The following is a 19,547-nucleotide window of genomic DNA, read 5'->3' on the forward strand; positions in this document are numbered from 1 at the left end:
GGAGCGGTAGACATGCGCCTGGTATTTATGGGGACGCCGGATTTTGCCGTACCCGCCCTGAAGGCCCTGCTTGCTGCCGGCCATGAAATAGCCAGGGTGGTTACCCAGCCCGACCGGCCCCGGGGACGAGGTAAAAAACTCCAGCCGCCCCCGGTTAAGGAGACGGCGCTGGCAGCGGGACTGCCGGTGAGCCAGCCGGCGGCCATGCAAGAGGAGGAATTCTTAACCGGGCTACAACAATGGCAGCCAGAAGTCATTGTGGTCGTTGCCTTTGGCCGTATCCTCCCGCGGGAGATTTTGGACCTGCCGGAGAAGGGCTGTATCAATCTCCATGCCTCCCTCTTACCCCGCTACCGGGGGGCAGCCCCCATCCACCGGGCGGTAATGAATGGTGAAAAAGAAACCGGCGTCACCACCATGTGGATGGTGCCGCAATTAGATGCCGGCGACATCATTCTCCAGGAGAAGCTGCCCATTGGGCCGGAGGCCACCACCGGGGAAATCCACGACCGGCTGGCCGTCCTGGGTGCCGGACTCCTGGTACATACCCTGGACCTGGTGGCCACCGGCCGGGCTCCCCGCCAGCCCCAGGATGAAACCCTGGCCACCTACGCGCCCCCCCTGCAGCCGGATGAAGAGAAGATTAACTGGGAGCAGCCGGCAGGAAAAATCTATAACCTTATCCGCGGTTTGAACCCCTGGCCAGGGGCCTACACCCTGCGGGCCGGCGAACGCCTGAAGGTATATGGCGCCAGGATTTTAGATGAAGCAACTACCGGGATACCGGGCCAGGTGGTGGCGGTGACGGGTGAAGGCTTTGTCGTCCAGGCAGGAAGAGGTAAGCTGCTCATTACCACGGTCCAGCCCCAGGGGAAAAAGATCATGCCGGCGGACGCCTACCTGCGGGGTTATCCCCTGGCCAGCGGGGAGGTGCTGGGATGCGCATAAAAAAGCGCCTTTTCATTGGCCTTCTGGCCCTGAGCCTTTTGTTTATAACTGCCGTGCTGGCAGGCAGCTGGTATCTCCTGGTTAACCATACCAGTTTTCTCAATCGTCTCCTCCTGGTGCTGGGTTTTTTTACCCTGGCCGTCCTCTTCCTCATTATTGCCCTGGGAATTGCCGGGCTGGTACTGATCCTCTGGCAGGAACGCAGCCGGCCCTTCCTCCAGCGCCTGGGCTTAATAGCCGTCAATACTCTTTTTCCCGTGGCCCTGGCCCTGGGCAGGCGCCTGGGGGTTAAGGCAGAAACCATTAAAGCCTCGTTTATTGAGATGAATAACCAGTTAGTCCGCCTCCGGGGCCTGCTGATAGAACCCGGGAAGATCCTCCTCCTGGCTCCCCACTGCCTGCAGTGGAGCGGCTGCCCCCATAAAATCACGGTTGACGTCTATAACTGTCGCCGCTGTGGCCGCTGCCCCATTGATTCCCTTCATGCCCTGGCCGAAAGATACGGTGTCCGCCTGGCCGTGGCTACCGGAGGTACTCTGGCCCGGCACTTTGTCAAACAGTACCGGCCCCGGGCCGTGGTGGCCATTGCCTGCGAGCGCGATTTAACCAGCGGCATCCAGGACACCCAGCCTATGCCTGTCCTGGGGGTTTTAAACTCAAGGCCCCATGGCCCCTGCCTCAATACCCAGGTTAATTTAAACCAGGTAGAGCAGGCTATCCAGTTTTTCCTGTACGGCAAAACAATCAGCCAGCCCCAGGTACGCAGTGAAGGCTGGGAAGTTAGCAGCAGTGTTTAGAAGTTCCCTATAACGCGCAATGAAAAGGAAGTATGTTTGGGTAAAGCCACCCCCGCCGCCGAGCAAGGCTGAGCGTAAAGTTTGCTAGCCGAGAACCACCGGAGCCTGAAGCCTGTACCCCCAGCCCTAAAGAAGCTAGAGTACAGATCAACCAGCTATCGCCGATTTTAGGTAGAAACTTATTGTCGTGAGGAGGTAACAACAGGGTGAAACTCAGGCCGGCTGCTTCGGCCCGGGAGGCGGCCCTGCAGGTCATTTACCGGGTGACGGAGGAAGGGGCCTTTGCCAGCCTGGCCCTGGATGAAGTCTTGCAGGCCTCCAACCTGGAGGGCCGCGACCGCACCCTGGCCACGGAGCTGGCCTACAGCGCCATCAAGGCCTGGCAAACCCTGGACTGGGCCCTGGGCCTCTTTTTAAAACACCCCCTGGCGAAACTGCCGCCCTGGATCCGCTGTCTTTTGCGCCTGGGTGGGGCGCAGTTGCTGTATTTACCCCGGATACCGGCGCGGGCGGCCATCTATGAAACAGTGGAACTGGCCAAAAAATACGGGCACCGGGGCACCGTGGGCCTGGTAAACGGCGTCCTGCGCCATTTAGAACGCCGGAAAGATGATTTACCTTACCCGGATCCCGGGAGTGATCCTGCCGGCTACCTCTCCTTGCGTTACTATCACCCCCGCTGGCTGGTAGAGAAATGGTTGACGCAGTTTGGCTACGCAGAGACGGAGGCCCTCTGCCGCGCGGATAATGAACCGGCCCCCATGGTTATCCGCGCCAATACCCTGAAGACGACAGTAGCCGGCCTGGCCGCGCGCCTCCAGGACGAGGGAGCCACCATCAGGCCGGCCCGCTATGCCCCCGAGGGCCTTATAGTTGAAGGCCTGGGGGCGGTAAAGGCCAGCCCTTCCTTCCGGGAAGGGTTGTTCTATGTCCAGGATGAAGGTTCCCAGCTGGTCGGTCATGCCTTAAAACCCGAACCAGGGTCCATAGTTATCGATGCCAGTGCCGCCCCCGGCGGCAAGACGACCCACCTGGCCCAGCTCATGGCCGACCGGGGCACGATCCTGGCCTGCGATGTCCATCCTTCCCGCCTGGAGTTAATTCAAGAAAACTGCCGGCGCCTGGGGGTGACTTGCGTCCGGGCGGTTCTGGCGGATGCCCGGGAACTGGGGCAACGATACCCGGAGGTTGCCGATTATTTGCTCCTTGATGCCCCCTGTTCGGGGCTGGGGGTATTACGCCGGCGGCCCGATGCCCGCTGGCGCAAGGAACTGGCCGGGACCAGGGAACTGGCCCGGCTGCAGCTGGAGATCCTCCTGGGAGCCAGGCGGGCTTTAAAGCCGGACGGGGTTTTAGTCTACAGCACCTGCTCCCTGGCCCCGGAAGAAAACCAGGAAGTTATCCGGCAATTCCTGGACCGGGCGCGGGAATTCTCCCTTGTTTCCCTGGAACCATGGCTGCCGGTCCTGCCTGCCGACCTGGAGGTCCCGGCCCGGCAGGGCTGGGTACAGTATCTACCCCAGCGCCACGGTACCGACGGCTTTTTCATAGCGCGCTTAAAAAGGGAGGAAAATAGAGGATTTTGACCTGCGATGCAGAATTTGGTTTAGGTAGATAGGCGGTAAACTGGGGGGAATTTTATGGACATCATGCCCTGGACGGCCCTGGTCTTTCAGTCTATACCGGAGGAAATAATTTTAGTTACTTTAGGTTTGGCGCTAGTTGGCGAGTATCCCAGGATGAAAGGTATTGTTGTGGTGGGGATAATCGGGGCATTATTTTCCTTTTATTTCCGGCGTTTATCCCTGGATTTTGGAATTCATACTTTAGCTTCAATTGTTGCATTGGCCCTGGCAATGCGGCTGTTATTACGGGTAAATTTATTTAAAGGGCTTTTAGCTGCTTTCCTGGGTATTGTGGCTTTAGGTATTATTGAGAGCATATCTTTCCCTCTTATTTCCTTCTTAACTGGCTTGAGTTTTGAAGCAGCCCTTCGTGATCCAGTGTTAAGGATCCTTTTTCCCCTACCGGATGAAATAGTCCTGGGCCTAGTTGCTTACTTCTGCAGGCATCGGCATTTCTCCTTAATTACTGCGGGCCGGTTGATACCAAATAATGCCAGAAAGGAAAAAGAGGATGAAAAGTAGAAATTTCACCTGGATTATTATAACCCTGGTCCTGCTGCAAACTTTGTTAATTATTATCCTTAATTTAAGCCATTATGCTCGGCAGGCATTTCCTATTTTTTCCCCCGAAAAGACTCCACTAACCTATTTAATTTTTTCATTTTTATTTTTGCTTACTTCTACTGGTATAATTTATGTTTTATTTTCTGCCGCCGGCCGGGATATGCAACTCCTGCGCCAGGAGCTGTACATAGAAAATTTAAAGGAGAGCCTGAAGAACCTACGCGCCCAGCGCCACGACTTTATCAGCCACCTGCAGACCGTCTACGGGCTGCTGCAGCTGCACATGGCCGATGCCGCCCTGGAGTACATAACCTCGGTCTGTGACGAGGTGCGCCGCCCCACCCGCATTATTGAAGTCAACCAGCCGGTACTGGCGGCCCTCTTCCAGGCCAAGGCCGCGGCGGCGGAAGCCCGGGGGATAAACTTCCAGTATGAAATAAACAGCGATTTAAAGGGGTTCCTGCTGCCTCAGATGGATGCTACCAGCATCTTTGGCAACCTCCTGGATAACGCCATTGAAGCCACCCTGGCTGCCCTGCCCGGCATGGAAAAGCGCATCTGGCTGCGCATTTTTAATGCCGACAACTGCTACTGCTTTGAGGTAGGCAATACCGGGCCGGTCATTCCCCTGGAGCTGCAGAAAAAGATCTTTGAAAGGGGTTTTACCACGAAGAAGGTCGATAAGGAGAACCACGGCCAGGGGCTGTATATCGTCCAGAAACTGGTGGCGGCCCATAACGGCCGCATCGAGGTCCGCAGCAGCGACCAGGGCACGGTCTTTACCGTGAAATTTCCCGTTTTATCGATATAATTTGCCAGAGCAGCAGGAATCTGGAGAATCATGTAGAATAATATGGTAGAATTAGCAAACCCTTATGGAGCAGGTAAGCCTTGTTAAGCATCCACCATTTAGCCCACAGGAGCGCCGCTTACCTGGTGGCCAGGTTGCCGGAGGGTCAAAATAAACCGGAGGTAGAAGTAGTAGCCTTTGGCCTGGAGGTGGCCCTGGGGACCGGCCTGCAATTCCTTGTCTTTATGGCCGCTGCCCGGTACCTGGGCTTGCTGCCGGAGGTGCTGGCGGCCCTCATAACCATGGCCACCTACCGCCTCCTGGCCGGCGGGGTGCACTGCAGTGCCTATTACCGTTGCTTGCTTTTATCCCTGTTAACCTTAATCTTCCTGGCGTACCTGGGCCGCTGGCTGGCGGGCGCCCTGGGAGGGAGCCTGCCGCTGGCGGTGCTCCCGGTATTTGCCGCCGGCCTGGCTATAGCCCGGCTCTGGGCGCCGGCAGCCACGGCGGCGGCGCCCATTATCAACCCGGGGCGCCGGGCCAGGTTAAAGAGAGCATGTTATTGGTGGTTAGTTCTATGGCTGGCAATCGTTAGCCTGGGTTATTACCTGGGGTGGCCCGGCAGCGCCCTGGCCAGCAGTCTCCTGGCCCTGGTTTTCCAGAGTTTTGCCCTGACACCTGCGGGTTTTGTCGCCGTGGGGCGGGCAGACGGCCTCTTAAAACGTCTCCTGCCCCTGGGATAAGCAGCTGGAGGGAAGGGGGTGAAGTTGCATGTTGAAGAAGCTGGCGGCCACTGTTGTTACCCTGGGTGTGGCCCTGGCCGTCCTGGTGGCCAGTGGTAGCGTATCGCCGGCCAGTGTCTTGTTGTGGCACCAGCCGGAAGTCCCGGCCAGTTTAAGGAAATAGCTTAGAGGTATTACATAGCTGAGGGGGAGTCCCCCCTTTTTTTCTTTTATCTTGACCCCGGCCCGGCGGCGTGTGGTATATTATGGTATGGCTTCATTCATAATAATGCCAGGGGATGGTTATGAATACCAGGATTGACCTGCGGGGCCTGCTGCCTGAGGAACTGGCGCAGCTGGCGACCGGGCTGGGTGAAGCGCCCTACCGCGGCCGGCAGCTCTTTCACTGGCTCCACCGCCGCCGGGCTACCAGCCTGGATGAGATGACCGACTTGCCTGGGGCTTTCCGGGCCCGGCTGGCCGGGCGGGCTGTACTACCGCCGGTAGAGGTCGAAAACTGCCGGGTGGCGGCCGACGGCCTGACCCGGAAGTTGTTGCTGCGCCTGGCGGACGGTGAGCTGATTGAATGTGTCCTGATGTCCTATGAAGATGGCCGCCGGCGGCAGACGGCCTGCCTGTCCAGCCAGGTGGGCTGCGCCATGGGTTGCAGCTTCTGCGCCACCGGCCAGGGTGGTTTCCGGCGCAACCTTACGCCGGGGGAAATTGTCCTCCAGGCCCTGGCCCTGGTAAGAGAAGGGCAGCAGCGGGACCCGGGGGCCCGCTTGCGCAATATCGTCTTTATGGGCATGGGCGAGCCCCTGCTTAATTACCGGGCCGTCCTAAAGGCTGTGCGGATATTCGAACACCCGGCCGGGTGGGGCATAAGTCACCGGCGGATCACCATTTCTACCTGTGGCCTGGTACCCCAGATTAGGCAGCTGGCCGGGGAGAAGCCGCCCCTGGAACTGGCCGTTTCCCTCCATGCGGCCACCAATGAACTGCGGGAGCGGTTAATGCCCATTAACCGGCGTTATCCCCTGGAAGAGTTGATCCCGGCCTGCCGCCACTATAGCCAGGTGACGGGACGGCGGGTCACCTTTGAATATGCCCTCATTGCCGGGGTCAATGACCGCCGGGAAGACGCCCGCCGTTTACTCGAGTTGCTCCGGGGAACGCTGGCCTTTGTCAACCTGATCCCCTTAAATCCGGTTGCCGGCAGCCCTTTCCAGGGTGTAAGCGGGGAAAAGGCACGGCTTTTTGCTACCTGGCTGCAACAGGCCGGCCTGGCAGCTGCCGTGAGGGAAAGCCGGGGGCAGGATATCGCCGCCGCCTGCGGCCAGCTCCGCTATAATGCCGGCAGGGAGGTGCTTTAATGGATTGGCTGGAAAAAAACGAGCGTTTCTGGCAGCGCCTTTTTGATAGCCTTTTCCGCCGCGGGGCCGATGTTTCCCTGCAACCCGTGGAGATTGCCAAAAAACTGGCTAAAACCATGGCGGCCCGGCGGACGGTAAGCGTCAGCCGTGTTTACGTCCCCAATATTTACCTGGTTAATCTCAATCCAAAGGATTTTGAACGCCTGGCGGCCTTTGAACATGCCCTGGCCAGGGAACTGGCCGGCTACTTAAAGAAGAAGGCGGCCGAGCAAAATTTAACCATGGTCGGCGAACCCCGGGTAGAGCTGGAGGTAGAAGACGAACTGGCCCCAGGTGAGGTGCGTATCCACGCCCGCATGGAAGAAGGGCGGCCGGAGGAAGATGCGGAAACCAATCATGTTGAAGGCGATACTTTAATTTACAAGGCCATCGAAGAGGAGGAGGTTGACCGGCCAGGCCGGCCCTCCTTCAAACTAGCCGTCATTGCCGGGCCGGATGCGGGGCGTACTTTCCTCTTGCGGCCCGGGAAGCAGGTCCTGGGGCGCCATCCGGCCTGCGACTTTATCCTTACCGACGAGCAGGTTTCCCGGCGCCACTGCCAGCTGGAAGAAAGCCATGATCGGCTCTTGCTGACGGACCTGGGCAGCCGCAACGGTACCCTGGTTAACGGGAAAAGGGTGGAACGGGCCTTTTTGAACCCCGGCGACCGTATGCAGGTGGGCCGGACTGTGTTAGAATTACAGGTAAGCTAGGCCGGAACGGGTGGTTACTTTGGCGGAAATTTTACTGGCCGGGTTGAGATTTGTCTTTGTAGTTTTAATCTACCTTTTCCTGTGGCATGTTTTAAGGCTCATGTACCTGGAGCTGGGGCCGGGACATACCCTGAAGCGTTCCCCTGCCGCTGGGGGCCGGCCCGTTTTAACCGTCCTGGAAGCAAAAAACGGGGGCCTAAAAAGAGGAGAAAGATACTTCCTCGGCGAAAATATTACCATTGGCCGCGATCAACATAATGATATTGTCATCAATGACCTTCATGTTTCGGCCCGTCACGCTGTAATTACCCGTAGCGGAGAAGAATGGCAGTTGCTTGACCTGGATAGCACCAATGGGACTTACGTTAACGGCCAGTTACTAACCGGTCCGCAGAGTTTACGGCCCGGCGATCAAGTACGGATTGGCGGCGTGACCTTTAAAGTGGGGTGGGAAGATGCGAGCCGAGGCCCTTTCCCATACCGGACTGGTGCGGCCCGGTAATGAAGATTATTTTATTAGCGACGTTGAACGCGGGCTTTTCGCGGTAGCCGATGGTATGGGCGGGCACCAGGCCGGGGAAGTTGCCAGCCACCTGGCTCTAAGGGCCTTGCAAGACAGGCTTTTTACCGGGACAACAGGGGAACCATTGTCCCGGTTGCTGGCAGCAGCAGCCTTTGCCAACGAAATAGTTTACCGTTCGTCCCTGGCCAGCCGGGAACGGGCGGGGATGGGCACGACCATGACGGCCGTCTGGATAGTGGGGCCAAAGGGTTTCCTGGTCCACATCGGTGACAGCCGTGCTTACCTTTTCCGGGACGGACAGTTAGAGGTATTAACTAACGATCATTCTTATGTCGGCGAACTGGTCCGCTGCGGCGGCCTGACAGCGGAAGAGGCCCGCCAGCACCCCCGGCGCAATATCCTTACCCGGGCCCTGGGTACCGGGGGCACGGTCAATATGGACAGCCGGGAAATTGAGCTTAAGCCGGGGGACCGGTTGCTATTGTGTACCGACGGCCTCTATGAGGTCATCCCTGACCAGGAGCTGGCGGCCATCATGAACCGTCACCGGGAAATGGCCGAAGCTGCCCGGGAATTGCTGCGGGTGGCCCTGGAACGGGGCGGGCCGGATAATGTTACGGTGGTGTTGGCCCTTTATGATTAGCAGCGATGCCGGCACGAACCGGGGGCAGGAGATGGCCCTGCTCATCTGGCCGTCTTTAATCCTGGCTGCGGGGTACGGTTATATGGTAACCTTTGCCTCCCACCAACCAGGCTGGCAGCCGGCCTATGCCCTGGCCCTGCTACTGGGGGGCTTCTGGGGGGTGCACCTGATTTTAAGGGTTACCCGCCATGGCGGCGATCAATTTCTCCTTCCCCTGGCGGCCTGCCTGACGGCCCTGGGCCTTATCTTCTTGTTCCGCCTGGACCCCGATCTCGCTTACCGCCAGATTATCTGGACCATACTGGGGCTTTTAGTCCTGATAGTCGTAGCCATTGGTTTTCGGGATTACCAGCGCCTGGAGCAGTACCCCTACCTCTTTTTATCCCTGGGGCTTTTTTTCCTCTTCACTACCGTCCTGGCAGGGACGCGCATCGGTGGGGCCAAGAGCTGGTTGACCCTTGGTTCCTTCCGCATGCAACCGGTAGAAGCTGTCAAGGTCCTCATGGTCATGTACCTGGCCGGCTATTTAAGTGACAAAAGGGAGCTGCTGGTCCAGGGAGCCGGGCGGATATCCTGGGGCCCCCTCCTGGTGGCCGTAGCCCTGGCCGTTTTATTGCTGGTCCTGCAGCGGGACCTGGGTTCAGCCCTGATTCTCCTCGTTACTTTCCTGGCCATGCTTTACCTGGCCACCGGGAAATTACGCTTTTGTGTGGCGGGAGGAGCCTTGTTTAGCCTGGGGGCGGTAATGGCTTACCTGGCTTTTCCCTATCTCCGGGCGCGCATTGCCGTCTGGATCAACCCCTGGGCTGATTATACCGGGGCAGGTTACCAGGTTGTCCAGGCCCTGATCACCCTGGGCAGCGGCGGTATCTTTGGTACCGGCCTGGGCCTGGGTTATTCCCAGGTGATCCCGGCCGTAGCCACGGACTTTATTTTTGCTACCATGGGCGAGGAAATGGGATTAATGGGCAGCGTGGGGGTTATCTTCCTCTACCTGTTATTCGCCCTGCGAGGTTTCCGGGCCGCCCTCCGGGCCCCCGAAGAACAGGGCATGTTGCTGGCCGGCGGGCTGACCGTCCTCTGTACTTTCCAGGCCCTGGTCATTATGGCCGGGGTCAGCAAGCTCCTGCCCCTGACGGGGGTGACCCTGCCCTTTGTCAGTTACGGCGGCAGTTCCCTGGTGATCAGCTACCTGCTGCTGGCTTTACTCCTCAATGTCAGCGCTGCCGGCCGGGAGGCCAAACCATGAAAACCGGGGTGCGCCGCCTGGCCCTGGCGACAGGCGCAATTTTTGTCATTCTTATTGTTCACCTGACCTACATTCAGGCCATAGCCGGCGAGAGGTTATATTTAAACCCGCTAAATCCGCGCTTAAACCTGGTGGAGCAGCAAACCCAGCGCGGGGCGATTTATGATCGCGCCGGCAGGGTCCTGGCCCGGACAGTGGGGAACCCGGGCCAGTTCCAGCGCCAGTACCCCTACGGCCCGGCAACAGCCCTGGTGGTGGGGTATGTTTCCGGGCGCTTTGGCAGCGGTGGCCTGGAAGCCAGCCGGGATGGGGACCTCCTGGGTCTTACCGGCTGGCAGCACCTCCTTAATCAAGGGCGGCGTTTAATGGGCCAGGTGGCCCGGGGTAATGACCTGAACCTGACCCTGGATGCCGAATTACAACGCCTGGCCACCAGCTTGCTGGCCGGCCGGCGGGGAGCCGCTGTGGCCCTGGACCCGCGCACCGGTGCCGTCCTGGCCCTGGCCAGCAGCCCGGCCTTTGACCCCAACCGGCTGGAGGAGGAATGGCAGCAGATTAATAGCCCCGGCGCCGGCAGTCCCCTGTTGAACCGGGCCATCCAGGGCCTCTATCCCCCTGGTTCGATTATGAAGCTGGTAACGGCCACCGCGGCCCTGGAAGTCGACCCTGGTATTTTGCAGCGTGATTTCTACTGCCCGGGTTACCTGGAGGTCCAGGGTTGGAAGCTTACCTGTCCCCGGCCCCATGGCCACCTGAATTTCCAGCAGGCCATGATGTATTCCTGCAATGTTACCTTTGCCACCCTGGCCCTGGAAGCCGGGGTAGATAAATTCAAAGAAACGGCGGCCCTGTATGGCTTTGATCAACCTTTAAAATTCGACCTGCCAGTCGAGGTATCCCGGCTGCCGGGCCGCCTGGATGCCAGCGCCCTGGCAGAGGGTGCCATTGGCCAGGGAGCCGTCCTGGCAACGCCCCTGCAAATGGCCATGGTCACGGCGGCCATTGCCAATAAGGGTATCTTAATGCAACCTTACCTGGTCGAGAAGGTAACGGCAGCAGGTGGCCGGCTCCTCTGGCAGGCTGTGCCGCGGCCGCTCCAGGTGGTAACCGGGGCTAAAGTAGCGGCGGATATTAAAGAAACCATGGTGGCTACAGTTAACGGTGGGACAGCTACGGCCGCGAGCTTACCGGGGATCCAGGTGGCGGCCAAAACAGGCTCAGCCCAGAACCCCGGGGGGGAAGCCCACGCCTGGCTGGTGGCCTTTGCCCCGGCGGAAGAACCCCGGATCGCTGTAGCCGTAGTAGTGGAAAATGCCGGTGCGGGCGGTGTTGTAGCAGCTCCCCTGGCCCGGGAAATTCTGGCGGCAGCCTTGAGGCGGTGATTAAATGGATAAAATGATTGGTAAAATCCTGGAAGGTCGTTATGAGATAATTGATGAACTGGGGGGCGGGGGTATGGCCCGGGTCTACCGGGGCCAGGACCGCCTGCTGCACCGCTTTGTGACCATTAAGATTTTACGGGAACAATATGCCAGCGATAAGGATTTTTTAACCCGGTTCCAGAGGGAAGCCCAGGCGGTGGCCAGCTTGTCCCATCCCAATGTGGTTAGTATCTATGACGTCGGCCAGGAAGACGGCATCCATTACCTGATTATGGAGTATGTTGAGGGGCGGTCCTTAAAAGACCTTATCACCGAACGGGCGCCCCTGCCGCCCCTGGAGGCTATCGATATAGCCCTGCAGATTTGTGACGCCCTGGAGCATGCCCATGAAAATGGCGTGATCCACCGGGATATTAAACCCCATAACATTCTCATTACCCGCAACGGCCGGGTCAAGGTAACTGATTTTGGTATCGCCCAGGCCGTCAATGAAGCGACCATGTCTTACAGCGGCACCATGGTCGGTTCTGTTCATTACCTGGCGCCGGAACAAGCCAGGGGTGGGGTTACCGGCGCGGCGGCCGATATTTATTCCTTTGGTATTGTCCTGTATGAAATGTTGACCGGGGATCTTCCCTTCCACGGTGAAACCCCGGTAGCCGTAGCCATCAAGCATATCCAGGAATCCCCCCGCCCCTTGCGGGAAATAAACCCCGGTGTCCCGCCGGCCCTGGAGCGTATTGTCATGCGCACCCTGGAAAAGGAGCCGGAACGACGCTACCCGTCGGCGGCCGCCTTACGTTCCGACCTGCTGGCCGTAAAAAGTGCCCTGGCGGAAGATACCTTTGCCACCCAGGTCCTGCCGGCGGTGAATGCTCCCGACCCGCCGGCCAGTCCCCCCCGGCCGCGCCGGCGGCCGCGAGTGTGGGCCTGGGTTTTAATGGTTCTCCTCTTTTTAGGCCTGGCCGCCGCCGGCCTGTGGGCCGGGTTTCGTTATTACCTCCTCGTCGGGGAGACGGTGGTACCGCCTGTAACCGGCCTTGCCGAAAGCCAGGCCATGGACCGGCTGGCGGCGGCCGGTTTGCGGGGCCAGGTTGGCAGCAGGCAGTATAATGCCGAGATACCGGCGGGACAGGTTATGGCCCAGGAACCCGCAGCCGGGGAACGGGTGCGCCGCGGCCGGGTTGTAACCCTGACCGTCAGCCAGGGCAGCCGGATGGTGACGGTGCCCCCCGTCGTCGGCTCCCCGGAACGGGATGCCCGCCTGCAACTGGAAAATGCCGGTTTACGGGTCGCCGCCGATACGCTGAAGGTATATCATCCCACTATTCCCGCCGGATCGGTAGTAGAGCAAAATCCTCCCGGTAATAGCAAGCAGCCCGAGGGTACCGAGGTCAGGTTGATTATCAGCAAAGGCCCGGAGCCCCAGCTGATCCCTGCCCCCTCCCTGGTCGGCAAAACCCTGGCCGAGGCCCAGCAGCAGCTGGCGGCGGCGAAGCTGCAGCAGGGGACCCTGACCTACCAGCGCAGCGAGGAGCAATTCCCGGGGATAGTCATTGACCAGGACCCGCGACCGGGGTCCAGTGTCCTGCAGGGCAGTGCCATTAATTTAGTTGTCAGCCAGGGGCCGGGACCGGCTCAGAAACAACTGGGCGTCACTGTTCCCCCGGCGCCGGATGATAAAGATCACGAGGTGCGCATCGTTGTTACCGATGCCAAAGGGACCAGCGAGGTATTGAAAAAGAAGCAGGAGAAAGGCCAGCAAATCCAGGCCATGATCACGTACTTTGGTAAGGGTAAGCTCCAGGTCTTCCGCGATGGCAATCTAATTTACGTGCGGGATTTACCGTAGGGAGGATGGCATGGAAGGCATCCTTTTACGGCGTTACGGCGGGTTTTACTATGTGGAAAGCGGGGGCCAGGTCTGGACCTGCCGCCTGCGGGGCCGCTTCCGGCGCGAGGCCGACCTCCTGCCGGGTGACCGGGTGGAAATGGTGCCCCTGAGTCCCGGGGAAGGGGTGATTGAAGCTGTAAAACCCCGGCGCACCCTCCTGGAGCGCCCGGCCGTGGCCAATGTGGAGCAGGCTCTTATCGTTTTTTCCTTAAACACCCCGCCCCCGGACCTGGAACTGCTGGATCGCCTGCTTTTTTTGAGTGGCGTCAAGGATATCCAGGCGGTTATCGTGTGGAACAAAGTTGATGTCGCCAGTGAGGAGTACATGGAGTTACCTGGTATTTACCGGCAGATCGGCTACCCGATTTTAATCGCCAGTGCCCGCACCGGCCAGGGGGTAGAGAAGCTCAGGGAGGTCCTGGCAGGGCGGCTCAGTACCTTTGCCGGCCCTTCCGGTGTGGGCAAGTCCTCCCTCCTCAATGCCCTCCAGCCGGAACTCAACTTACGGACGGGCGAAGTGAGCGCCAAAGGGGGTCGAGGCCGCCATACCACCCGTCATGCCGAATTAATCCGTCTCCCGGGCGGGGGCTGGGTAGCCGACACCCCGGGTTTCAGCCGCCTGGACTTACCACCCCTGGACAGGTTGGAGGTAGCCGGCCATTTTCCGGAGATGGAACCCTTAAGAGGCCGTTGCCGTTTTAATTCCTGCCTGCACCGGGGCGAACCCGGCTGTGCCGTAGCAGCAGCGGTAGAGGCCGGGGAAATTGCCAGGCACCGCTATGAGCATTACCTGAATTTTTTAGCTGAGGTTATTGCCAGGGAAAGGAGTTATTAATAGTGACCATAATTGCTCCCTCACTGCTGGCTGCCGATTTCAGTAATCTTCAGGCTGAAATAGAAGACGTAGCTGCTGGTGGAGCCGACTGGTTGCACTTGGATATCATGGATGGCCATTTTGTCCCCAATATTACCTTCGGGCCGGACCTGGTGGCCGTCTTGCGGCCTAAATGCCGGCTGATTTTTGATGTGCACCTGATGCTATCCCGGCCGGAAGACTTTATCGCTCCCTTTGCGGCAGCCGGCGCCGACTATATCAGCGTCCACGCCGAAGCCTGTACCCATCTCCACCGGGTGCTGCAGCAAATTCGCGCTGCCGGCTGCCGGCCGGCAGTAGCTTTAAACCCGGCTACACCGCTTTCGGTGCTGGATCATATCCTGGCTGAGGTGGATATGATTTTATTGATGACCGTAAACCCTGGCTTTGGTGGCCAGGAGTTTATCCCGGCCATGTTGCCGAAAATAGCCTCCCTGTCCGCCAGGCTGCGGCAGAATAAACAGGACATCTTGCTGGAGGTAGACGGGGGCATTACCCCGGTCACAGCCCCGGCCGCCTGCCAGGCCGGAGCCAACGTCCTGGTAGCCGGTTCGGCCATCTTTGGCCGCCCGGACCGGGCGGCAGCCATCAGCGCTTTACGCCAGGCAGGGAGGCTGACACCTGCTCCTTGACGCCGGCGGGCTACAGGTCTATAATTACAGTAACGTCCTTCGGGGTTAGGTGCAATTCCTTACCGGCGGTAAAAGCCCGCGAGCCGTAAAGGCAGACCCGGTGCAATTCCGGGGCCGACAGTGACAGTCTGGAAGGGAGAAGGCGTTTTGTATCCCTTGCCCTGTCTAACCCCGGAGGACAACGCCGGGGTTTTTTAATGCCTTGAAAAGAAATTAAAAAGAAATTAAGAGGAGCAAGTGGAAATGCCTCCAGAGGATGTCGAATACATGCGCCGGGCCCTTAAACTCGCCCGGCAGGGCCTGGGCCGTACCAGCCCCAACCCGGCCGTGGGCGCCGTTATTGTCCGGGACGGCCGGGTGGTAGGTGAAGGCTACCACCAGCAGGCCGGCACCCCCCATGCCGAGGTCCACGCCCTGCAGGCCGCCGGCGAAGCAGCCAGGGGCGCCACCCTCTATGTTACCCTGGAGCCCTGCTGTCACTATGGCCGCACACCGCCCTGCACGGAAGCCATCATTACCGCCGGTATCCGGCGGGTGGTGGCAGCTATGGCCGACCCCAATCCCAAAGTGGCCGGTGGCGGCTTCCAGGCCCTCCGCCGGGCCGGGATTGAAGTGGAGACGGGCCTCTTAGAAGATGAAGCCCGGCGGCTGAATGAAGCCTTTATCAAGTATATTACCACCGGACTGCCCTGGGTGACCCTCAAGATGGCCCTGACCATGGACGGTAAAATCGCCACCCGTACCGGGGCTTCCCGCTGGATTACCGGCCCGGCAGCCAGGCAAAAGGCCCATGAGCTGCGGGATACCCATGACGCCATCCTGGTAGGAATCGGCACCGTCCTGGCCGATGACCCCGAGCTCACCACCCGCCTGCCGGGGGGCAAGGGCCGTGACGCCGTGAGGGTAATCCTGGACAGCCATTTAAGGTTACCCTTAACGGCCAGGGTGTTGAACCTGGCTTCCCCGGCCCCGACCCTGGTGGCCACCACCGCGGCGGCGCCGGGGGAAGCCCGGCAGCAGCTGGCTGCCAGGGGTATCGAGGTCATAGTCTTACCGGCAGAAGACGGCCGGGTGGCCTGGCAGCCCCTGCTGGCGGAACTGGCCCGGCGCCAGCTCACCAGTATCCTGGTGGAGGGCGGGGCCAGGGTAAATGCTACCGCCCTGGCTGCCGGGGTGGTAGATAAAGTGGTGGCCTTTATTGCTCCCAAGATCTTTGGCGGCATTAACGCCCCGGGACCAGTAGGCGGTCCCGGGGTAGCCAGCCCGGACGAAGCCTGGCAGCTGGCAAGAATCCGGGTGGAACCCTGCGGCGAGGATATTATGTTAAGTGGATATCTGGCTAGAGAGGGGGAAGAGCTTGTTCACCGGCCTGATTGAAGAAATAGGCACCATCCAGCGGGTAGAACCCAGGACCCAGGGGGCGCGTTTAACCATTGCCGCCGCGCAGGTCCTGGCCGGGACCAGGTGTGGCGACAGTATTGCCGTCAACGGCGCCTGCCTGACGGTAGTTGAGTTAAAGGCAGGAGCCCTGGTAGCCGAGGTGATGGCCGAAACCTTGAGGGTCACCACCCTGGGCTCTTTAAAAGCCGGAGACAAGGTCAACCTGGAACGGGCCCTGCAACTGGGCGAGCGGCTGGGCGGCCACCTGGTCAGCGGCCATGTGGACGGCGTGGGGGAAATTAAAACGAAGCGGCAGGCAGGCATCGCCTGGGAACTGGTGGTGGCGGTACCTCCCGGCCTGGAACGCTACATTGCTCCCAAAGGATCCCTGGCCCTGGATGGTACCAGCCTGACGGTCATTGCCGTAGATGGGAACATGGTAACAGTTGGCATCATTCCCCACACGGCCCGGCATACCATCCTGGGGACCAAAGGGCCGGGGGACAGGGTGAATATTGAAGTCGACCTGCTGGCCCGTTACCTGGAAAGGCTCATTACCGGGCCGCAAGAGGAGCCGAACCGGAGGGGTTTGACCCTGGAGTTTCTGGCCGCCAATGGCTTTATTTAATATTGGGGGAAGAAGGTGGTTTATTGTGGGCGAAGGAGAAATTAAATTTAATACCATTGAAGAAGCCCTTGCCGATATACGGGCCGGGCGCATGGTGGTGGTGGTGGATGACGAGGACCGGGAAAACGAAGGCGATTTGATCATCGCTGCGGAGAAGGTTACCCCGGAAGCCATTAATTTCATGGCCACCCATGGCCGGGGCCTGATCTGTGTCCCCGTGGAGGGCAAGCGCCTGGATGAACTGGAGCTGGGCCCCATGGTCACCCAGAATAACGAGTCCATGGGGACGGCCTTTACCGTTTCCGTGGATGCAGCCGAGGTGACTACCGGCATTTCTGCCTATGAAAGGGCCCTGACGGTGCAGAAGATTATTGACCCCCGTACCCGGCCGGAAGACCTGCGCCGGCCGGGACACATTTTTCCCCTGCGGGCCAGAGAAGACGGGGTGTTGCGGCGGGCCGGCCATACGGAAGCCGCCGTTGATCTCGCCCGCCTGGCCGGCCTTTACCCGGCCGGGGTCATCTGTGAAATCATGAATCCCGACGGCACCATGGCCCGGGTACCCCAGCTCTATGCCTTCTGCCAGGAACACGGTTTAAAGCTCATTACCATCGCCGATTTAATTAAATACCGCCGCCGGACGGAGAAACTGGTCCGCCGGGTGGCCGAGGCCGACCTGCCGACCAGTTACGGCCATTTTAAAGCCATTGCCTATGAAGAAATAATAAACGGCAAGGGGCACCTGGCCCTGGTTAAAGGGGATATTGCCGGCGGCCAGCCGGTCCTGGTCCGGGTCCACTCCGAGTGCCTGACGGGGGATGTTTTTGGCTCGTTACGCTGCGACTGCGGCGAGCAGCTCCAGCAGGCCATGGCCATGATTGAAGCCGAAGGCTGCGGCGTCATCCTCTATATGCGCCAGGAAGGGCGGGGGATAGGCCTGCTCAACAAAATCAAAGCCTACAAGCTCCAGGAAGAGGGCAAGGATACGGTGGAAGCCAATGAAGCCCTGGGTTTCCCGGCCGACTTGCGCGATTACGGCATCGGCGCCCAGATCCTGGCCGACCTGGGAATTCGCCAGATCCGCCTCCTGACCAATAATCCCAAAAAGATCGCCGGTCTGGAAGGATATGGCCTTAAGGTTGTCGAAAGGGTTCCCATTGAAATGTGCCCCAACCGGGTTAACAGGCGTTACCTGAAAACGAAGAAGGAAAAAATGGGGCACCTGCTGCAGATAAGTTGAGAAAAATCCAGGCGCTCCGCTATTCGCGGCTCCGGGACATACCCTACCACATACGAGTATGGCAGAAATTACCACGAAGCGAAGGAGGCCTTTTTCCCATGCCCAACATCTTAGCGGGCCAGCTGCAGGCCCGGGGACTGAAATTCGGCATTGTTGTCAGCCGCTTCAACGAGTTTATCACCTCCAAACTGCTGGAAGGGGCCCTGGATGCCCTGAACCGCCACGGCGCCGACCCGGCGGCCATTGAGGTGGCCTGGGTGCCGGGAGCTTTTGAAATCCCCCTGGCGGCGCAAAAAATGACGGCCCGGGGTTACGACGCCGTCATTTGCCTGGGAGCAGTCATCCGCGGGGCCACCCCCCACTTTGAATATGTAGCCGCCGAGGTGACCAAGGGCATTGCCCAGGTAAGCCTGAATAGCGGCGTACCGGTAATCTACGGGCTGATAACTGCCGACAATATTGAGCAGGCTATAGAGCGGGCCGGTACCAAGGCCGGCAATAAAGGCTTTGATGCCGCCATGGCCGCCATGGAAATGGCCAACCTTTTTAAAACAATGGCAGGGGCAGGGAGCTAAGATGCGGGTAGGTATCATCAGCGATACCCATGGCGACGGCTCCGCCTGGGAACAGGCCCTGGCTAACTGCTTTCAGGGGGTAGACCTGATCATCCATGCCGGCGATGTCCTTTACCACGGCCCCAGGAATCCCATTGTGGCCGCCTATGCTCCTAAGGACCTGGCCGGGCTCTTGCAGCAGTCTCCCGTACCCCTCTTGATTGCCCGGGGCAATTGCGACGCGGAAGTAGATGCCATGGTCTTAAATTTACCAATGCCGGAGCAGGTAGTTGTCCAGATGGGTAAGTACCGCCTCATGGCCCAGCACGGCCACCGTTTAGGTGAAGGTGAAGCAGAACCCCTGGCCGCCTATTACCGGGCCGACCTGTGGATAACCGGTCATACCCATGTAGCCATGCTGGCTGCCAGGGAGGGGCGCCTCTTTGTCAATCCTGGCAGTCCCAGCCTGCCCCACAGCGGCCCCCTGGGCAAGTTTAAAACAGTAGCCGTCGCCGACGACGCCGGCGTGAAAATCCTGGCCCTGGTAACCGGCGAAGTCCTGCAGGAGTTGCCCTGGCCGTAGATGGAGGTTGGAAGTTTCAAGCCTGCCATAAGACACGGCACGGGCTTAGGCGGGTCGGGTGCCTTAATAAGCCCGGCAATAAGCGCAAACCCGGGGTTTTATACCCCGGGTTTAATATAAATGCTTCGCCAATTATACGCCTGATACGTTAGACAGCCCGTTGCACTTTGCCTGAACGCAGGCAGCGCGTACAGACGTAAGCCTTTTGGGGAGTACCGTTTAAAATAATCTTGACCCGCTGGAGATTAGGAGACCAGGTGCGTTTGGTCTTAATATTGGAGTGGCTGACCTGATTGCCGGTAGTCGTCCTTTTGCCACAGACACTGCAGACGGCCATTTATTTCACCTCGCTTTTTCAACCCTACGGGCGATATTTTACCAGAGAAAGGGTTAG

General features: G+C 59.3%; 22 protein-coding genes and 1 riboswitch. Of the genes, 21 read left to right on the top strand and 1 reads right to left on the bottom strand.

The features are described 5' to 3' along the window. Nucleotides 1–12: 12 nt before the first annotated feature. From fmt to yfcE, 21 genes are all read left to right on the top strand, one after another. On the top strand, nt 13–948 hold the full coding sequence (gene fmt / locus MGLY_RS11825; protein ID WP_156274087.1) for a methionyl-tRNA formyltransferase: 936 nt from the start codon (nt 13–15) through the stop codon (nt 946–948). Continuing rightward, nucleotides 939–1,745, top strand: a complete 807-nt coding sequence (locus MGLY_RS11830; RefSeq protein WP_156274089.1) for a DUF116 domain-containing protein — start codon at nt 939–941, stop codon at nt 1,743–1,745. Before fmt ends, MGLY_RS11830 begins: the two co-directional genes overlap by 10 nt. Nucleotides 1,746–1,951: 206 nt before the next feature. After that, nucleotides 1,952–3,331 carry a 16S rRNA (cytosine(967)-C(5))-methyltransferase RsmB gene (rsmB, locus tag MGLY_RS11835; protein WP_156274091.1) on the top strand — a complete coding sequence of 460 codons (1,380 nt, stop codon included), beginning with the start codon at nt 1,952–1,954 and terminating at the stop codon, nt 3,329–3,331. Between the two features lie 54 nt (nt 3,332–3,385). Next, a complete protein-coding gene (locus MGLY_RS11840) occupies nt 3,386–3,892 on the top strand; it encodes a hypothetical protein (RefSeq protein ID WP_156274093.1) in 507 nt (168 codons plus the stop codon). Nucleotides 3,893–4,040: 148 nt separating this feature from the next. Continuing rightward, entirely contained in the window at nt 4,041–4,745 is a 705-nt protein-coding gene (locus tag MGLY_RS11845; protein WP_170291048.1) for a sensor histidine kinase, read from the top strand. Between the two features lie 80 nt (nt 4,746–4,825). Then, nucleotides 4,826–5,467: an accessory gene regulator ArgB-like protein gene (locus MGLY_RS11850; RefSeq protein ID WP_156274097.1), complete on the top strand. Its 642-nt coding sequence runs from the start codon at nt 4,826–4,828 to the stop codon at nt 5,465–5,467. Between the two features lie 28 nt (nt 5,468–5,495). After that, complete coding sequence (locus tag MGLY_RS11855; RefSeq protein WP_156274099.1) at nt 5,496–5,630, top strand: cyclic lactone autoinducer peptide; 135 nt, start codon at nt 5,496–5,498, stop codon at nt 5,628–5,630. A gap of 121 nt (nt 5,631–5,751) precedes the next feature. Then, the gene (gene rlmN, locus MGLY_RS11860) at nt 5,752–6,819 is read left to right on the top strand and encodes a dual-specificity RNA methyltransferase RlmN (RefSeq protein WP_156274101.1); all 1,068 of its coding nucleotides are present in this window, start codon (nt 5,752–5,754) and stop codon (nt 6,817–6,819) included. Beyond that, a complete protein-coding gene (locus tag MGLY_RS11865) occupies nt 6,819–7,571 on the top strand; it encodes an FHA domain-containing protein (protein ID WP_156274103.1) in 753 nt (250 codons plus the stop codon). The genes rlmN and MGLY_RS11865 overlap by 1 nt, the downstream gene beginning before the upstream one ends. 19 nt (nt 7,572–7,590) lie before the next feature. After that, complete coding sequence (locus MGLY_RS11870) at nt 7,591–8,073, top strand: FHA domain-containing protein (protein ID WP_170291049.1); 483 nt, start codon at nt 7,591–7,593, stop codon at nt 8,071–8,073. Continuing rightward, the gene (locus MGLY_RS11875) at nt 8,027–8,737 is read left to right on the top strand and encodes a Stp1/IreP family PP2C-type Ser/Thr phosphatase (protein WP_156274106.1); all 711 of its coding nucleotides are present in this window, start codon (nt 8,027–8,029) and stop codon (nt 8,735–8,737) included. Before MGLY_RS11870 ends, MGLY_RS11875 begins: the two co-directional genes overlap by 47 nt. Further along, entirely contained in the window at nt 8,730–9,986 is a 1,257-nt protein-coding gene (locus tag MGLY_RS11880; protein ID WP_170291050.1) for an FtsW/RodA/SpoVE family cell cycle protein, read from the top strand. Before MGLY_RS11875 ends, MGLY_RS11880 begins: the two co-directional genes overlap by 8 nt. Then, entirely contained in the window at nt 9,983–11,368 is a 1,386-nt protein-coding gene (locus MGLY_RS11885; RefSeq protein ID WP_156274108.1) for a peptidoglycan D,D-transpeptidase FtsI family protein, read from the top strand. The genes MGLY_RS11880 and MGLY_RS11885 overlap by 4 nt, the downstream gene beginning before the upstream one ends. A gap of 13 nt (nt 11,369–11,381) precedes the next feature. Next, nucleotides 11,382–13,220: a Stk1 family PASTA domain-containing Ser/Thr kinase gene (gene pknB, locus MGLY_RS11890; RefSeq protein WP_156274110.1), complete on the top strand. Its 1,839-nt coding sequence runs from the start codon at nt 11,382–11,384 to the stop codon at nt 13,218–13,220. A gap of 10 nt (nt 13,221–13,230) precedes the next feature. Further along, on the top strand, nt 13,231–14,097 hold the full coding sequence (rsgA, locus tag MGLY_RS11895) for a ribosome small subunit-dependent GTPase A (RefSeq protein ID WP_156274112.1): 867 nt from the start codon (nt 13,231–13,233) through the stop codon (nt 14,095–14,097). 2 nt (nt 14,098–14,099) lie between these two features. Then, the gene (gene rpe, locus MGLY_RS11900; RefSeq protein WP_156274114.1) at nt 14,100–14,768 is read left to right on the top strand and encodes a ribulose-phosphate 3-epimerase; all 669 of its coding nucleotides are present in this window, start codon (nt 14,100–14,102) and stop codon (nt 14,766–14,768) included. Nucleotides 14,769–14,798: 30 nt separating this feature from the next. Beyond that, nucleotides 14,799–14,916, top strand: a riboswitch (FMN riboswitch). A 95-nt stretch (nt 14,917–15,011) separates the two neighbouring features. After that, complete coding sequence (ribD, locus tag MGLY_RS11905) at nt 15,012–16,145, top strand: bifunctional diaminohydroxyphosphoribosylaminopyrimidine deaminase/5-amino-6-(5-phosphoribosylamino)uracil reductase RibD (protein ID WP_156274116.1); 1,134 nt, start codon at nt 15,012–15,014, stop codon at nt 16,143–16,145. Next, on the top strand, nt 16,126–16,776 hold the full coding sequence (locus MGLY_RS11910; protein ID WP_156274118.1) for a riboflavin synthase: 651 nt from the start codon (nt 16,126–16,128) through the stop codon (nt 16,774–16,776). Before ribD ends, MGLY_RS11910 begins: the two co-directional genes overlap by 20 nt. Then, on the top strand, nt 16,763–18,016 hold the full coding sequence (locus MGLY_RS11915) for a bifunctional 3,4-dihydroxy-2-butanone-4-phosphate synthase/GTP cyclohydrolase II (protein ID WP_170291051.1): 1,254 nt from the start codon (nt 16,763–16,765) through the stop codon (nt 18,014–18,016). The genes MGLY_RS11910 and MGLY_RS11915 overlap by 14 nt, the downstream gene beginning before the upstream one ends. Nucleotides 18,017–18,114: 98 nt before the next feature. Next, nucleotides 18,115–18,591, top strand: coding sequence for a 6,7-dimethyl-8-ribityllumazine synthase (ribH, locus tag MGLY_RS11920; RefSeq protein ID WP_156274122.1), 477 nt, complete (start codon nt 18,115–18,117; stop codon nt 18,589–18,591). A gap of 1 nt (nt 18,592) precedes the next feature. Continuing rightward, nucleotides 18,593–19,153 (top strand): phosphodiesterase, encoded by a 561-nt coding sequence (yfcE, locus tag MGLY_RS11925; RefSeq protein ID WP_156274124.1) that lies wholly within the window; start codon nt 18,593–18,595, stop codon nt 19,151–19,153. Between the two features lie 148 nt (nt 19,154–19,301). Here yfcE and rpmB read toward each other — a convergent pair whose 3' ends face one another. Further along, entirely contained in the window at nt 19,302–19,490 is a 189-nt protein-coding gene (rpmB, locus tag MGLY_RS11930) for a 50S ribosomal protein L28 (RefSeq protein WP_156274126.1), read from the bottom strand. Nucleotides 19,491–19,547: the final 57 nt, after the last annotated feature.

This window comes from Moorella glycerini (assembly GCF_009735625.1).
In the GTDB taxonomy this organism is placed as follows: Bacteria; Bacillota; DSM-521; order Neomoorellales; family Neomoorellaceae; genus Neomoorella; species Neomoorella glycerini.

Bases quoted from the DNA above. Each gene is read 5' to 3' on its own strand.
- fmt (WP_156274087.1), top strand. From the start codon at position 13: ATGCGCCTGGTATTTATGGGGACGCCGGATTTTGCCGTACCCGCCCTG.
- MGLY_RS11830 (WP_156274089.1), top strand. From the start codon at position 939: ATGCGCATAAAAAAGCGCCTTTTCATTGGCCTTCTGGCCCTGAGCCTT.
- MGLY_RS11840 (WP_156274093.1), top strand. From the start codon at position 3,386: ATGGACATCATGCCCTGGACGGCCCTGGTCTTTCAGTCTATACCGGAG.
- MGLY_RS11855 (WP_156274099.1), top strand. From the start codon at position 5,496: ATGTTGAAGAAGCTGGCGGCCACTGTTGTTACCCTGGGTGTGGCCCTG.
- rlmN (WP_156274101.1), top strand. From the start codon at position 5,752: ATGAATACCAGGATTGACCTGCGGGGCCTGCTGCCTGAGGAACTGGCG.
- MGLY_RS11865 (WP_156274103.1), top strand. From the start codon at position 6,819: ATGGATTGGCTGGAAAAAAACGAGCGTTTCTGGCAGCGCCTTTTTGAT.
- MGLY_RS11875 (WP_156274106.1), top strand. From the start codon at position 8,027: ATGCGAGCCGAGGCCCTTTCCCATACCGGACTGGTGCGGCCCGGTAAT.
- MGLY_RS11880 (WP_170291050.1), top strand. From the start codon at position 8,730: ATGATTAGCAGCGATGCCGGCACGAACCGGGGGCAGGAGATGGCCCTG.
- MGLY_RS11885 (WP_156274108.1), top strand. From the start codon at position 9,983: ATGAAAACCGGGGTGCGCCGCCTGGCCCTGGCGACAGGCGCAATTTTT.
- pknB (WP_156274110.1), top strand. From the start codon at position 11,382: ATGATTGGTAAAATCCTGGAAGGTCGTTATGAGATAATTGATGAACTG.
- rsgA (WP_156274112.1), top strand. From the start codon at position 13,231: ATGGAAGGCATCCTTTTACGGCGTTACGGCGGGTTTTACTATGTGGAA.
- ribD (WP_156274116.1), top strand. From the start codon at position 15,012: ATGCCTCCAGAGGATGTCGAATACATGCGCCGGGCCCTTAAACTCGCC.
- MGLY_RS11915 (WP_170291051.1), top strand. From the start codon at position 16,763: ATGGCTTTATTTAATATTGGGGGAAGAAGGTGGTTTATTGTGGGCGAA.
- ribH (WP_156274122.1), top strand. From the start codon at position 18,115: ATGCCCAACATCTTAGCGGGCCAGCTGCAGGCCCGGGGACTGAAATTC.
- yfcE (WP_156274124.1), top strand. From the start codon at position 18,593: ATGCGGGTAGGTATCATCAGCGATACCCATGGCGACGGCTCCGCCTGG.
- rpmB (WP_156274126.1), bottom strand. From the start codon at position 19,490: ATGGCCGTCTGCAGTGTCTGTGGCAAAAGGACGACTACCGGCAATCAG.